Source organism: Streptomyces flavofungini, assembly GCF_014650815.1.
Classification (GTDB): Bacteria; Actinomycetota; Actinomycetes; order Streptomycetales; family Streptomycetaceae; genus Streptomyces; species Streptomyces flavofungini.
In genome coordinates this window covers 1-16142 of sequence record NZ_BMVR01000035.1, presented here as the reverse complement: position 1 = coordinate 16142, position 16142 = coordinate 1, and the positions used below count along the sequence as shown (strand labels likewise).

At 73.6% G+C, this 16142-nt stretch carries 2 protein-coding genes; both read left to right on the top strand.

Annotated features, from left to right (window positions below; all coding sequences use genetic code 11):
- Nucleotides 1-2976: SDR family NAD(P)-dependent oxidoreductase (locus tag IE274_RS38650; RefSeq protein ID WP_190120634.1), on the top strand; the 2976-nt coding region annotated here is incomplete at its 5' end.
- A gap of 3 nt (nt 2977-2979) precedes the next feature.
- On the top strand, nt 2980-16142 hold a 13163-nt coding region (locus IE274_RS38645; protein ID WP_373305815.1), incomplete at its 3' end, for an SDR family NAD(P)-dependent oxidoreductase.

The following is a 16142-nucleotide window of genomic DNA, read 5'->3' as shown; positions in this document are numbered from 1 at the left end:
GTGCTGGCTGACGCGGCCGAGCTGGAGCGGGTCGATGTGGTGCAGCCCGCGCTGTGGGCGGTGATGGTGTCGCTTGCGGCGTTGTGGCGCTCGTACGGTGTCGAGCCGGATGCGGTGGTGGGGCACAGTCAGGGTGAGATCGCTGCGGCGTATGTCGCGGGTGCGCTGTCGCTTGCGGACGCTGCCAAGATCGTGGCGCAGCGGAGCAAGGCCATCCTTGCGCTGTCGGGTCAGGGCGGCATGGTGTCGCTCGCGGCGACGGTCGACGACGCTCGTGAGTGGATCGCGCCGTGGGGCGAGCGGGTTTCGGTTGCCGCGGTCAACGGGCCTGGTTCGGTGGTGGTGGCGGGTGACGCGGACGCGCTGGACGAGCTGGTGGAGGCGTGTGCCGCCGATGGCCGGCGGGCCCGGCGGATACCCGTCGACTACGCGTCGCACACGTCGCATGTCGAGCGCATCGAGGATGAGTTGGCGAGTGTGCTGGCCGGGGTCGAGCCCCAGGTCGCGACTGTGCCGATGCTGTCCACCGTCACCGGGGAGTGGCTGACCGGTCCCGAGGTGGGTGCCGATTACTGGTATCAGAACCTGCGGCACACGGTGCGTTTCGAGGAGGCCACGCGCGGTCTCCTCGACCACGGCATCGGCGCCTTCGTCGAATGCAGCCCCCACCCCGCACTGCCCTTCGGGATACGCGAGACGCTCGAAGCGACCGCGGCGGAAGCCGTCGTCGTCGGCACCCTGCGCCGCGACGACGGGAACCTCGACCGGTTCCTGCAGTCCGTCGCCGAGGCGTACGTGGCGGGCCTGCCCTTCGACTGGCGCCAACTGGTACCCGAAGGACAGCACGTGGACCTGCCCACCTACGCCTTCCGGCGCGGGCGGATCTGGCCGAACATGGCCGCGGCCCCCACCGGCGACGCCACCGGGTCCGCCGTCGACGCGCAGTTCTGGGCGGCCGTCGCGGACGGCGACCTCGGCGAACTCGCCGCCGAGCTCGACGTGTCCCTCGACGACCCGATCGGCACCGTGCTGCCCCGGCTGGCGTCGTGGCGGCAGGCCCAGTCGGAGAACTCCGAGATCGACGGCTGGCGCTACCGCGTCACCTGGCTGCCGGTCCCCGAGCCCACCGCCACGCTCAAGGGCACCTGGCTCGTGGTCAGCCGCGACGGCGCAGGTGAGGAATCCGTCGCCGCCGCCCTGACCCGGCACGGCGCCCGCGTCCTGCCGGTGCGCGCCGGAGAAGCCCTGGACCGGGACGCGCTGACGGCCAAGCTCACGGTCGACGAGCCCGTCGCGGGCGTGCTCTCGCTGTTCGCCCTCGACCCCGGACTGGCGTCGGGCGGCGTGTACGCGACCCTCGCCCTCGTCCAGGCCCTCGGCGACACCGAGCTCACCGCTCCCGTGTGGCACGCCACCCGGGGCGGCGTCACGGTCGGCCGGTCCGACACACCCGTCAGCCCCGAGCAGGCGATGATCTGGGGGCTCGGCCGAGTCGTCGGCAAGGAACAGCCCGAGCGCTGGGGCGGTCTCGTCGACCTGCCGGACACGCTGGACGATCGCGCCGCCGCCCGCCTCGCGGGTGTCCTCTCCCGCACGCAGGACGAGGACCAGGTCGCCCTCCGCGCGGGCGGTGTGTTCGCCCGCAGGCTGGTGCAGGCCCCCGTGGGGCACCTCGGCGACTGGGACCCCACCGGCACGGTGCTGGTCACCGGCGGCACCGGCGGGATCGGCGCGCACGTGGCCAGGTGGCTGGCCGCGAGGGGCGCCGAGCACCTGCTGCTCACCAGCAGGCGCGGGCCGGACGCCGACGGCGCGGAGGAACTGCGCGCCGAACTGACCGGGCTCGGCGCGCAGGTGACGATCGCCGCCTGCGACGTCGCCGACCGCGACGCGCTGGCGAAGCTGCTGGCGTCGGTGCCGGAGGAGTTCCCGCTCACCGCCGTCATGCACACGGCGGGCATCCTGGACGACGGCGTGCTCACCGCGCTCACCCCGGAGCGGCTCGCCGCCGTGCTGCGGCCGAAGGTCGAGGCCGCGATCCACCTGGACGAGCTGACCAGGGACCAGGAGCTGTCGGCGTTCGTGCTGTTCTCCTCGATCTCCGGCACGTTCGGCGCGATCGCCCAGGGCAGCTACTCGGCCGCCAACGCCTTCCTCGACGCCTTCGCCGAACGGCGTGTGGCCGCGGGCCTGCCCGCCACCTCGGTGGCGTGGGGCCCGTGGGGCGGCGGCGGCATGGTCGGCGAGAAGCTCGCCGAGATCCTGCGCAGCCGCGGCACCGCCCCGTTCGAGCCCGAGCTGGCCATCGCCACGCTGGACCGCGCCCTGCGCCAGGACGGCCCCGCCGTCCTCGTCGTGGCGGACATCGACTGGAACGTGTACGCGCCGTCGCTGCCCGCCTCGCTGCTGCGGGACCTGCCCGCCGCGCGCAAGGCCCCGGCCCCCGTCGAGGAGGCGGCGCCGCAGGACCTCGCGGCCGAACTCGCCGCACTGCCGGGACCGGACCGGGAGCGCGTCGTGCTGGACCTGGTGCGCGAGCAGGTCGCCGCCGTCCTCGGCTACGACAGCAGCACCCAGGTCGAACCCGGCCGGGCGTTCAAGGACCTGGGCTTCGACTCGCTCACCGCGGTCGAGTTCCGCAACGTGTTCAACTCGGCCACCGGGTTGAGCCTGCCCTCGACGCTCGTCTTCGACCACCCCAACCCGGCCGCGCTCGCCGCCCACGTGCTGGACCAGCTGGTGGGAATGGGCACGCCGACCATCGACGCGGAGCTGGACCGGCTGGAGGCCGCGCTGTCCCTCCTGACGCCGGACCCCCAGCAGACCACCGCCGTCGGCGACCGCCTCCGCGCCCTGCTGTCCCGCTGGGACGAGGCGCACACCGCCACGGAAACCGCCGCGTCCGGGCCGGACGCGCGCACCGCTTCGGCGGACGAACTTCTCGCACTCCTTGATGAACAACTCGGTAGGTCTTGACCGATGAACTCGCTTGAAAGGTCGCAACACATGTCGAACGAGGAGAAGTACCTCGACTACCTCCGGCGAGCCACGGTGGACCTCCAGGAGGCGCGTGGCAAGCTCCGCGAGGTCGAGGAGCGCGAGGTCGAGCCCATCGCGATCGTCGCGATGAGCTGCCGGTTCCCGGGCGACGTCCGCTCGCCGGAGGACCTCTGGCAGCTCCTGGCGGACGGCCGTGACGCCGTCTCCGAGTTCCCCACCAACCGCGGCTGGGACCTGGAGCGGCTCTACGACCAGAACCCCGAGCAGCAGGGGACCAGCTACACCCGCGAGGGTGCCTTCCTGCACGACGCCGACGAGTTCGACCCGGCGTTCTTCGGGATCTCGCCGCGCGAGGCCGCCGCGATGGACCCGCAGCAGCGGCTCCTGCTCGAAACGTCCTGGGAGGCGTTCGAGCGGGCGGGCATCGACCCGAACTCGGCGCGCGGCAGCAAGACCGGTGTCTTCATCGGCACCAACGGCCAGGGCTACCTGGCGCGCCTCGCCAAGGGCGGCGTGCCGGACGGCTACGAGGGCTACTTCCTCACCGGCAACGCGGCCAGCGTCGTGTCCGGCCGCATCTCCTACGTCCTCGGCTTAGAGGGCCCCGCCCTGACCATCGACACCGCCTGCTCGTCGTCCCTGGTCGCCCTGCACCTCGCCGTGCACGCGCTCCGGCACAGCGAGTGCGGGCTCGCCCTCGCGGGCGGCGTCACCGTGATGTCGACGCCCGACACCTTCGTCGAGTTCAGCCGCCAGCGCGGCCTCGCCGAGAACGGCCGCTGCAAGCCCTTCGCCGACGCCGCCGACGGCACCGGCTGGGGCGAGGGCGCGGGCCTCCTGCTCCTTGAGCGCCTGTCCGACGCCCAGCGCAACGGCCACCCGATCCTCGGCGTGGTACGCGGTTCGGCGGTCAACCAGGACGGCGCGTCCAACGGCCTCACCGCCCCGAACGGCCCGTCGCAGCAGCGCGTCATCCGCCAGGCCCTGGCGCACTCGGGCCTCGCACCCTCCGACGTGGACGCCGTCGAGGCACACGGCACGGGCACGACGCTCGGTGACCCCATCGAGGCGCAGGCGCTCCTCGCCACCTACGGCCAGAACAGGGCCGCCGACCGGCCGCTGTGGCTGGGCGCCCTGAAGTCGAACATCGGCCACACCCAGGCGGTTTCCGGTGTCGCTGGCGTGATGAAGATGGTCCTCGCGATGCAGCACCGCGTGCTGCCGAAGACCCTCCACGTGGACAAGCCGTCCTCACACGTCGACTGGTCGGCGGGCGCGGTGGAGCTGCTGACCGAGGCCCGGTCGTGGCCGGAGACCGGCAGGCCGTGGCGAGCGGGTGTGTCGTCGTTCGGCGTCAGCGGCACCAACGCGCACGTCATCGTCGAACAGGCTCCTGTCAATGAGCAGGCCGAGCCGGTCGAGTCGGTGGAAGCACCCGAGCCGGTGCGTGACGGCCTGGTGCCGTGGGTCCTCTCGGCGCGCGACGCGGGCGCTCTGCAGAACCAGGCCGAGCGCCTCAAGTCCGTGGCCGCCGACCAGTCCTTCGTCGATGTGGGCTACTCGCTCGCGACGTCGCGGGCGGTGCTTGAGCACCGTGCGGTGGTCGTCGCCGGTGACCGGGACGAGTTCCTGGCCGCTCTGGCGGCGGTGGCCGACGGTCAGGCGAGCGGCGCCGTGGTCTCGGGGGTCGCCGGTGAGCCCGGCCAGGTGGGCTTCCTGTTCTCGGGGCAGGGCTCGCAGCGCCTCGGCATGGGCCGTGAACTCGTGGCTCGCTTCCCGGTGTTCGCGGCGGCGCTCGATGCCGTCCTCGCGGAGTTCGACCCGTCCGTGCGTGCCGTCCTGTTCGGCGAGGACGCCGACGCCCTGAACGAGACCGGGGTGACGCAGCCCGCGCTGTTCGCCATCGAGGTGGCGCTGTTCCGCCTTCTCGGGTCGTGGGGTGTCCGCCCGGACGTCCTGGCCGGGCACTCGATCGGCGAGCTGGCGGCGGCCCACGTGGCCGGGGTGTGGTCGCTCGCGGATGCCGTCAAGGTCGTGTCGGCGCGCGGTGCGCTGATGCAGGCGCTGCCCGAGGGCGGCGCGATGGTGGCGATCCAGGCCAGCGAGGCCGAGGTGGCGTCCGACCTGCCGGAGACCGTGGGCATCGCGGCCGTGAACGGCCCGAACTCCGTGGTCGTCTCCGGTGTCGCCGCTGATGTCGACGCGGTCGCGGAGCGGTGGCGTGAGGCGGGCCGCAAGGCGACCCGGCTGAAGGTCAGCCACGCGTTCCACTCGCCGCTGATGGACCCGATGCTGGACGACTTCCGCACGGTCCTTGAGGGCGTGTCGTACGAGGCGCCGCAGATTCCGATCGTGTCGACGCTGACCGGCGCGCAGGCGTCCGCCGAGGAGCTGGCCTCCCCGGAGTACTGGGTGCGGCACGTGCGCGAGTCCGTGCGCTTCGCCGGTGCGGTCGAGACGCTGGTGGCCGACGGGGTCGCCACGTTCGTCGAGGTCGGTCCGGGCGGCGCGCTGTCGGCGCTGGGGCAGGAGTCCGCTCCGGACGCGGTCTTCGTACCGATGCTGCGTGCTGACCGGCCGGAGGCGGCCGCGGCCACCACGGCCGCCGGGCACCTGCACGTGCACGGTGTCCAGGTCGAGTGGGCGGCGTTCTTCGAGGGGCGCGGCGCACGGCGCGTGGCGCTGCCGACGTACGCCTTCCAGCACCAGCGCTACTGGCTGGACGCGCTGCCCGCCGTCGGCGATGTGACGGCGGCCGGGCTCGGCACGGCCGACCACCCGCTCCTCGGCGCGGCTGTCACGGTGGGCGGCACGGACGGCGTGCTGCTGACGGGTCGTCTTTCGGTCCAGACGCACCCGTGGCTGGCCGACTACGTGGTGCACGGTTCCGTACTGCTGCCCGGCACGGCGTTCCTTGAGCTGGCGGTCCGCGCGGGTGACCAGGTCGGGTGCGACCTGGTGGACGAGCTGACGCTGGAGGCGCCCCTGGTGGTGCCCGAGCACGGTGGTGTCCGGGTGCAGGTGTGGGTCGGTGCCGAGGACGAGACGGGCAGCCGCGAGCTGACCCTGTACTCCAGCACCGGCGACACCGACGACGACCGGCCGTGGACGCGGCACGCCACCGGTGTGCTGCGCGCGGCCGGACCTGCCGACGGCACGTCCCTGGTGGAGTGGCCGCCCGCGAGCGCCAAGGTCGTCGACCTGGAGGGCCTCCACGACCACGCGGCCGACGCCGGTTTCGGCTACGGCCCCGCTTTCCAGGGCCTGCGGGCCGTGTGGCGGCGCGGCGACGAGGTGTTCGCCGAGGTCGTACTGCCGGAGGACGTGGACGCGGACGGCTTCGGCCTGCACCCCGCGCTGCTCGACGCGGCGCTGCACGCCACCGGCCTGACCGGCGACGCCGATGAGGTCGGCCTGCCGTTCGCGTGGTCGGGCGTACGGCTGCACGCCTCGGGCGCCACGGTGCTGCGGGTACGCCTCGCGCCCACGGGGGCGGACGGGTTCTCGCTGGCGGTGGCGGACGGGACGGGCTCGCCGGTCGCGACCGTGGACTCGCTGGAGCTGCGCCCGGTCACGCCGGACCAGCTCGCCGGTGACGATCACGACGACGCGCTGTTCGGCGTCGACTGGGTGTCCGTACCGCAGCCCGCCGGCGACGCGCCGACGACCGAGTGGACCGACCTGGCGGCTCTGATGGAGCCGCGTTCGGACTACGTGGTCGTGTCGTGCCCGGCCACGTCCGCGTCCGACCCGGTGTCCTCCGCGCACGAGGTGGCGCACTGGGCGCTGGACGTCGTCCAGACGTGGCTGGCGGAGGAGCGGTTCGAGGCGGCGCGCCTGGTCGTGGTGACCAGGGGAGCGGTCTCGGTCGCGGACGACGAGGCGGTACGGGACGTCGCACAGGCCGCCGTATGGGGCCTGGTGCGGTCGGCCCAACTGGAGAACCCGGACCGGTTCGTCCTGGTGGACCTCGACGACGAGGCCGCTTCGCTGGACGCGCTGCCGTCCGGACTGGCCACCGGCGAAACGCAGTGGGCGGTGCGCTCCGGCGACATCCGCGTGCCGCGCCTCGCCAGGGTGCGGCGGTCCCTCGTGGCCGACCCGGGCTTCGGCACGGGCGCGGTGCTGGTCACCGGTGCCACGGGCACGCTGGGTGCCCAGGTCGCCCGGCACCTGGCCACGGACCGCGGCGTCCGCAACCTGCTCCTCGTGAGCAGGCGCGGTGCCGAGGCCGAGGGCGCCGAGGAACTGCGCGCCGAACTGGTCGCCCTGGGCGCCGAGGCCACCCTGGTGGCCTGTGACGTGGCCGACGGCGAGGCCGTGGCCGCGCTGCTGAGCGAGCACGAGGTCTCCGCCGTCGTGCACACCGCCGGTGTCCTCGACGACGGCGTGATCGGCTCGCTCACTCCCGACCGGATCGACACCGTCTTCCGGGCGAAGGTCGACGCGGCGTGGAACCTGCACGACCTCACCCGCGACCTGAACCTGTCGGCGTTCGTGGTGTTCTCGTCCGTGGCGGGCATCCTCGGCGCCCCCGGCCAGGCCAACTACGCGGCGGCGAACACCTTCCTCGACGCCCTCGCGGAGCACCGCCGCGACGCCGGGCTCCCCGCCACCTCGCTCGCCTGGGGCCTGTGGGCCGAGGCCAGCGGCATGACCGGCGCGCTCGACGAGGCCGACGTGAAGCGGATGGGCCGGGGCGGCCTGCTCCCGCTCCGCACCGCCGAGGGCCTCGCCCTGTTCGACGCGGCGGCCTCGACCGGCCGCGCCCTGCTTGCCCCCGTACCGCTCGACCTGCCCGCACTGCATCGCCAGGCGCGCTCCCACCCCGTGGCGCCCGTCCTGCGCGGCCTGGTGCGCACCACCGTACGCAGGACCGCCGACGCCGGTTCCGGGGCCAAGTCCACCTGGGCCCAGTCCCTCGCGGTCATGACCGCCGCCGAGCGGGAGAAGGCACTCCTCGAACTGGTCCTGAGCCATGTCGCCGTGGTCCTCGGCCACAGCTCGGCGGGCGCCATCGCACCCGACCGCGCCTTCAAGGAACTCGGTTTCGACTCGCTCAGCGCCGTCGAACTGCGCAACAACCTCAACGCGGTCACCGAACTGCGGCTGCCCGCGACCCTGATCTACGACTACCCGACCCCCGCGGCGCTGGCGGCGTTCCTCGACACCGAACTCGTGGGCGCACCCGTCATGGCGGCGACCGCGCACACGGCCGTCGCCGTCGACGAGCCGATCGCGATCGTCGGCATGAGCTGCCGCTTCCCCGGCGGGGTGAACTCGCCGGAGGACCTGTGGCGGCTCCTGGTCGGCGGCTCGGACGCCGTGGTGGAGTTCCCGGCCGACCGCGGCTGGGACGTGGAGTCGCTCTACGACCCGGAACTGGCCGGACACAACACCTCGTACACCCGCATGGGCGCCTTCCTCGACAGCGCGGCGGACTTCGACCCCGCGTTCTTCGGGATCTCGCCGCGCGAGGCGATGGCGATGGACCCGCAGCAGCGACTGCTCCTCGAAACCTCCTGGGAGGCCTTCGAGCGGGCGGGCATCGACCCGCACGCGCTGCGCGGCAGCCGCTCGGGTGTCTTCGTCGGCACCAACGGCCAGGACTACCCGACGCTGCTGAGGGCCGCGCCGGACACCCTGGAAGGCGTGGAGGGCTTCGCGGGCACGGGCAGCGCCGCGAGCGTCATCTCCGGCCGCCTGTCCTACACCTTCGGCCTCGAGGGCCCCGCGGTCACGGTCGACACGGCCTGCTCGTCGTCGCTGGTCGCCCTGCACATGGCCGTGCAGGCGCTGCGCTCCGGGGAGAGCGAGCTGGCGCTGGTCGGCGGCGTGACCGTGATGTCGACGCCGGGCGTGTTCATCGACTTCAGCCGCCAGCGCGGCCTCGCGGAGGACGGCCGCTGCAAGGCGTTCTCCGACAGCGCCGACGGCACCGGCTGGGGCGAGGGCGTCGGCATGCTGCTCGTGGAGCGGCTCTCGGACGCCCAGCGCAACGGCCGCCAGATCCTCGCGGTGGTGCGGGGCTCGGCGATCAACCAGGACGGCGCCTCGAACGGTCTGACGGCGCCCAACGGCCCGTCCCAACAGCGCGTGATCCGCCAGGCCCTCGCGAGCGCCGGTCTCACGCCGGGCGATGTGGACGCGGTGGAGGCGCACGGCACGGGCACCACGCTGGGTGACCCGATCGAGGCGCAGGCGCTCCTCGCCACCTACGGGCGGGACCGCACCGGCGACCCGCTGTGGCTCGGCTCGATCAAGTCGAACATCGGCCACACGCAGGCCGCCGCCGGTGTCGCCGGTGTGATCAAGATGGTCATGGCGCTGCGGCAGGGCGTGCTGCCGCCGACCCTGCACGTCACCGACCCCTCGTCGCACGTGGACTGGTCGGCGGGCGCGGTGGAGCTGCTGACCGAGGCCCGGTCGTGGCCGGAGACCGGCAGGCCGTGGCGGGCGGGTGTGTCGTCGTTCGGCGTGAGCGGAACGAACGCGCACACCATCATCGAGCAGGCCCCCGTCACCGAGCAGGCCGCGCCCGTCGAGTCGCAGGACGCGCCGGAGCCGGTGCGCGACGGACTGGTGCCGTGGGCGCTGTCCGGCCAGAGCCCGGAGGCACTGCGGGACCAGGCCGCGCGACTCAAGTCCTTCGTGGCCGACGACGCCGAGCAGGCCCTGGCGGATGTGGGCCACGCGCTGGTGACTTCCCGCGCGGTCCTCGACCACCGTGCGGTGGTCGTCGCCGGTGACCGGGACGAGTTCCTGGCCGCTCTGGCGGCGGTGGCCGACGGCCGGCCGAACGCCGCCGTGGTCACCGGGGTCGCCGGTGAGCCCGGCCAGGTGGGCTTCCTGTTCTCGGGGCAGGGCTCGCAGCGCCTCGGTATGGGCCGTGAACTGGCCGAGTGTTTCCCGGTGTTCGGCGAGGCGCTGGACGAGGTCCTTGCGGCCTTTGACCCGTCGGTACGTGAGGTGCTGTTCGGTGAGGACGCGGACGCCCTGAACGAGACCGGGGTGACGCAGCCCGCGCTGTTCACGGTCGAGGTGGCGCTGTTCCGGCTCCTTGAGTCGTGGGGTGTGCGGCCGGATGTCCTGGCCGGGCACTCGATCGGCGAGCTGGCGGCGGCCCACGTGGCCGGGGTGTGGTCGCTCACGGATGCCGTCAAGGTCGTGTCGGCGCGCGGTGCGCTGATGCAGGCGCTGCCCGAGGGCGGCGCGATGGTGGCGATCCAGGCCACGGAGGCCGAGGTGGCGTCGGACCTGCCGGAGACGGTCGGTGTCGCGGCGGTCAACGGCCCCGCCTCGGTGGTCGTTTCGGGCGTCGCCACCGACGTGGACGCGGTCGCGGAGCGGTGGCGCGAGGCGGGCCGCAAGGTCACCCGCCTCCGCGTCAGCCACGCGTTCCACTCACCGCTGATGGACCCGATGCTGGACGACTTCCGCACGGTCCTGGAAGGCGTGTCGTACGCGGAGCCGACGCTTCCGATCGTGTCGACGCTGACCGGCACCCGGGCCACCGCCGAGGAGCTGACCTCCCCGGAGTACTGGGTGCGGCACGTGCGCGATTCGGTGCGGTTCGCCGACGCCGTGAGCACGCTCGTCGACGAGGGCGTTGCCACGTTCGTCGAGGTCGGTCCGGGCGGCGCGCTGTCGGCGCTGGGGCAGGAGTCCGCTCCGGACGCGGTCTTCGTACCGATGCTGCGGGGCGAGCGGCCGGAGGCCGTGGCCGCCACGACGGCTGCCGGGCACCTGCACGTGCGGGGCGTGCGCGTGGAGTGGGAGACGTTCTTCGCGGGGCGCGGTACGCGGCGGGTGGACCTGCCGACGTACGCCTTCCAGCACGAGCGCTACTGGCCCCACGTGCAGCCCGCGATCGGTGATGTGACGGCGGCCGGGCTCGGCGCGGCCGACCACCCGCTGCTCGGCGCGACGGTCGTCCTCGGTGGCACGGACGGTGTGCTCCTGACCGGGCGTCTTTCGGTCCAGACGCACCCGTGGCTGGCCGATCACGCGATCCAGGGCTCGATCCTGCTGCCCGGTACGGCGTTCCTGGAGCTGGCGATCCGCGCGGGCGACCAGGTCGGCTGCGACCTGGTGGAGGAGCTGACCCTTGAGGCGCCGCTCGTCCTGCCCGAGTCCGGATCGACGCGGGTGCAGGTGTGGGTCGGCGCCGAGGACGAGTCGGGCAGGCGTGAGCTGTCGCTCCACTCCAGTGCGGGCGGCGCCGACGACGGCCGGTCGTGGACCCGGCACGCCATGGGTGTGCTCCGGTCCGGTGGCCGCCGTTCCGGCGGGGCCCCGCTCACCGAGTGGCCGCCGACCGGGGCCGAGACCGTCGACCTGGACGGCTTCTACGAGCACATGGTCGACGGCGGGTTCGGCTACGGGCCGGTGTTCCAGGGCCTGCGGGCCGCCTGGCGCAAGGGCGGCGAGGTGTACGCCGAGGTCGCGCTGCCGGACGACGTGAAGGCGGACGGCTTCGGCCTGCACCCCGCGCTGCTCGACGCGGCGCTGCACGCCATCGGCCTGTCCACCGACACCGACGGCGTCGGCCGGTTGCCGTTCGCGTGGTCGGGCGTGCGCCTGCACGCCTCCGGCGCGGAGCTGCTGCGGGTGCGGCTGGCCCTCTCCGGGCCGGACCGGGTGGCGTTGACGGTCGCGGACGGGGCGGGCGCCCCGGTGGCCACGATCGACTCGCTGGTGATCCGGCCCGTCTCGCAGGAGCAGTTGGCCGGTGACGACCTCAGCGACGCGCTGTTCGGCGTCGACTGGGCGCCGCTACCGCTGGCTGACGGCGACGTACCGACGACCGAGTGGACCGACCTGGCGGCCCTGACGGAGCCGCGTTCGGACTACGTGGTCGTGTCGTGCCCCGACACGTCGGCGTCCGGCCCGGTGACCGGCGCGCACGAAGCGGCGCACTGGGCGCTGGACGCGGTCCAGACGTGGCTGGCGGACGAGCGGTTCGAGGCGGCGCGCCTGGTCGTGGTGACCAGGGGAGCGGTCTCGGTCGCGGACGACGAGGCGGTACGGGACGTCGCACAGGCCGCCGTATGGGGCCTGGTGCGCACGGCCCAGTCGGAGAACCCGGACCGCTTCGTGCTCGTCGACCTCGACGACGAGGTGGTCTCGCGCGACGCCTTGCCGTCCGCCCTGGCCACCGGCGAGCCGCAGTTGGCGGTGCGCTCCGGCGACATCCGCGTGCCGCGCCTCGCCAGGGCCGAGCGGTCCGTGGTGGACGACCCCGGCTTCGGCTCGGGTGCCGTGCTCATCACGGGCGCGACGGGCACGCTGGGCGGCCTCATGGCCCGGCACCTCGTCGCGGAGCGCGGCGTACGCAACCTGCTCCTGGTGAGCAGGCGCGGCGCCGCGGCCGAGGGCGCCGAGGAACTGCGGGCCGAACTGACCGCGCAGGGTGCCGAGGTGACGTACGCGGCCTGCGATGTCGCGGACCGGGACGCGCTGGCGGCACTGCTCGCCGAGCACCCCGTCACCGCCGTCGTGCACACCGCCGGTGTCCTCGACGACGGCACCATCGGCTCACTGACGGCGGACCGGATCGACACCGTCTTCCGGCCCAAGGTCGACGCGGCCTGGCACCTGCACGAGCTGACCCGCGAGTCGGACCTGTCCGCGTTCGTCCTGTTCTCGTCGGCCTCCGGTGTCTTCGGCGGCCCCGGACAGGGCAACTACGCCGCCGCGAACACCTTCCTGGACGCCCTCGCCCAGCAGCGCCGCGCCGCCGGGCTCCCCGCGACCTCGCTGGCGTGGGGCCTGTGGGCCGAGGCCAGCGGCATGGCAGGCCAGCTCGACGACGCGGACGTGAAGCGGATGAGCAGGGGCGGCCTGATCCCGCTCCGCACGGCCCAGGGGCTCGCCCTGTTCGACGCGGCCGGCTCGACCGGCCGCGCCGTGCTCGCCCCCGTACCGCTCGACCTGCCCGCGCTGCACCGCCAGGCGCGCTCGCACCCCGTCGCGCTCGTCCTGCGCGGCCTGGTGCGCGGCACCGTGCGCAGGGCCGTCGAGCGGGCCGCCGTCGCCGGTTCGGCGCTGGCCGAGTCGCTGGCGGGCCTGACCGACGCGGAGCGCGAGAAGGCCCTCCTGAACCTCGTGCAGGAGCACGTGGCGATGGTCCTCGGCCACAGCTCCGCGCACGCCGTCGCACCCGACCGGGCCTTCCGCGAGGTCGGCTTCGACTCGCTCAGCGCCGTCGAACTCCGCAACAACCTCAACGCGGTCACCGAACTGCGGCTGCCCGCGACGCTGGTCTTCGACCACCCGACCCCCGCGGCCGTGGCCGCGTTCATCGGCACCGAACTCGCGGGCGCCCCGGTCGTCACGGCGACCACCCGCACGGTGGCCGCCACCACGGACGAGCCGATCGCCATCGTCGGCATGAGCTGCCGCTACCCCGGCGGCGTGAACTCGCCCGAGGACCTGTGGCGGCTCGTCCTCGACGGCGTCGACGCCATCGGCGACTTCCCCGACAACCGCGGCTGGGACCTGGAACGGCTGTACCACCCGGACCCGGAGCACATCGGCACGTCGTACGCCCGCGAAGGCGGCTTCCTCTACGACGCCGACCAGTTCGACCCGGCGTTCTTCGGGATCAGCCCGCGCGAGGCCCTCGCCATGGACCCGCAGCAGCGACTGCTCCTCGAAGCCTCCTGGGAGGCGTTCGAACGGGCCGGGATCGCCCCGGAGTCGGTGCGGGGCAGCGCCACCGGCGTGTACGCGGGCCTGATGTACCACGACTACGCGGCGCGGCTGCGGTCCGTGCCGGAGGACGTCGAGGGCTACCTGGGCACGGGTGCGTCCGGCAGTGTCGCGTCCGGCCGCGTCGCCTACATGATGGGCCTCGAAGGTCCCGCGGTCACCGTGGACACGGCCTGCTCGTCGTCGCTGGTCGCGCTGCACATGGCCGTCCAGGCGCTGCGTTCCGGCGAGTGCGAGCTGGCTCTCGCGGGCGGTGTCGCCGTGATGGCCACCGCGGGCACGTTCGTGGACTTCAGCCGTCAGCGCGGCCTGGCCGCCGACGGCCGGTGCAAGTCGTTCTCCGACAGCGCCGACGGCACCGGCTGGGGCGAGGGCGTCGGCATGCTCCTCGTGGAGCGCCTTTCGGACGCCCGCCGCAACGGTCACAAGGTCCTCGCGGTCGTACGGGGTTCCGCGGTGAACCAGGACGGCGCGTCCAACGGCCTCACCGCACCCAACGGCCCCTCGCAGCAGCGCGTCATCCGCCAGTCCCTCGCGAGCGCGGGCCTGACCGCGTCCGACGTGGACGCCGTCGAGGCACACGGCACGGGCACGACGCTCGGCGACCCGATCGAGGCCCAGGCCCTCCTCGCCACCTACGGCCAGGACCGCACCGGCGACCCGCTGTGGCTCGGCTCGATCAAGTCGAACATCGGCCACACTCAGGCCGCCGCCGGCGTCTCGGGCATCATCAAGATGGTCATGGCGCTGCGGCACGGCGTGCTGCCGCCGACCCTCCACGTCGGTGAGCCCACCTCGCAGGTGGACTGGTCCGCCGGTGACGTCGAACTCCTCACGGAGGCCCGGTCGTGGCCGGAGACCGGTCGGCCGAGGCGCGCCGGTGTGTCGTCGTTCGGCGTGAGCGGTACGAACGCGCACACCATCATCGAGCAGGTGCCGAGCGAGGACCACGTTCCGGCGTCGGCCGACGGCGTCGTGCCGTGGCTGCTCACCGCCAAGAGCCCGGAGGCCCTGCGGGAGCAGGCGCTGCGGCTGCGCGAACACGTCGCGGCCGAGCCGGGAACCGGCGAACTGGATGTCGCCTACTCCCTGGCGGTGACCCGATCCACCTTCGACCACCGAGCCGTCGTCATGGCGGACGACCGTGCGGAACTGCTCGACGGGCTCGCGGCGCTGGCCGAGGAGCGGACGTTCCCCGGTCTGCACACAGGGTCCGTCGCCGCGGGCGGTATGGCCTTCCTGTTCTCGGGCCAGGGTTCGCAGCGCCTCGGGATGGGTCGTGAACTCGCGGCTCGCTTCCCGGTGTTCGCGGCGGCGCTGGACGAGGTCCTTGCGGAGTTCGACCCGTCGGTACGTGAGGTGTTGTTCGGCGAGGACGCGGACGCGCTGAATGAGACCGGGGTGACGCAGCCCGCGTTGTTCGCGGTCGAGGTGGCGCTGTTCCGCCTCCTTGAGTCCTGGGGCGTGCGCCCCGACATGCTGGCGGGCCACTCGATCGGTGAGCTGGCGGCGGCGCACGTGGCCGGTGTCTGGTCGCTGGCGGATGCCGCCGCAGTGGTGTCCGCGCGGGGTGCGCTGATGCAGGCGCTGCCGTCCGGTGGCGCGATGGTCGCGATCCAGGCCAGCGAGGCCGAGGTCGCGTCGGACCTGCCGGAGACCGTGGGCATCGCGGCTGTGAACGGCCCGAACTCCGTGGTTGTCTCCGGTGTCGCCGCCGATGTCGACGCGGTCGCGGAGCGGTGGCGTGAGGCGGGCCGCAAGGCGACCCGGCTCAAGGTCAGCCACGCGTTCCACTCGCCGCTCATGGAGCCGATGCTGGACGACTTCCGCGCGGTCCTGGAGAGCGTGTCGTACGCGGCGCCCAAGATCTCGATCGTGTCCACCCTGACCGGTCTGCGGGCGACGGCCGAGGAACTGGCCTCCCCGGAGTACTGGGTGCGGCACGTGCGGGAGTCGGTGCGGTTCGCCGGTGCGGTCGAGACGCTGGTGGCCGACGGCATGGTCACGTTCGTCGAGGTCGGGCCCGGTGGCGTCCTGTCGGCGCTGGGTCAGGAGTCCGCGCCGGATGCGGCCTTCGTAGCGGTGCTGCGGAGTGACAGGCCGGAGGAGTCCGCGCTGACCGCCGCGGTGGCACACCTGTGCACGCGCGGTGTGCGGGTCGACTGGGAGGCGTACTTCGCCGGTCGCGGCGCGCGCCGCGTGGACCTGCCGACGTACGCGTTCCAGCGGAAGCGCTACTGGCTGGACGCCGGAGTGTCGGCGGGCGACCTCGACGCGGCGGGACTCGGCGCGGCCGACCACCCGCTGCTCAGCGCGATCGTCGACACCGCCGACTCGGACGGGCAGTTCTTCACCGGCCGGCTGTCGGTGGAGTCCCACCCGTGGCTGGCCGACCACGCCATCCAGGGTGCGGTGCTGCTGCCCGGCAC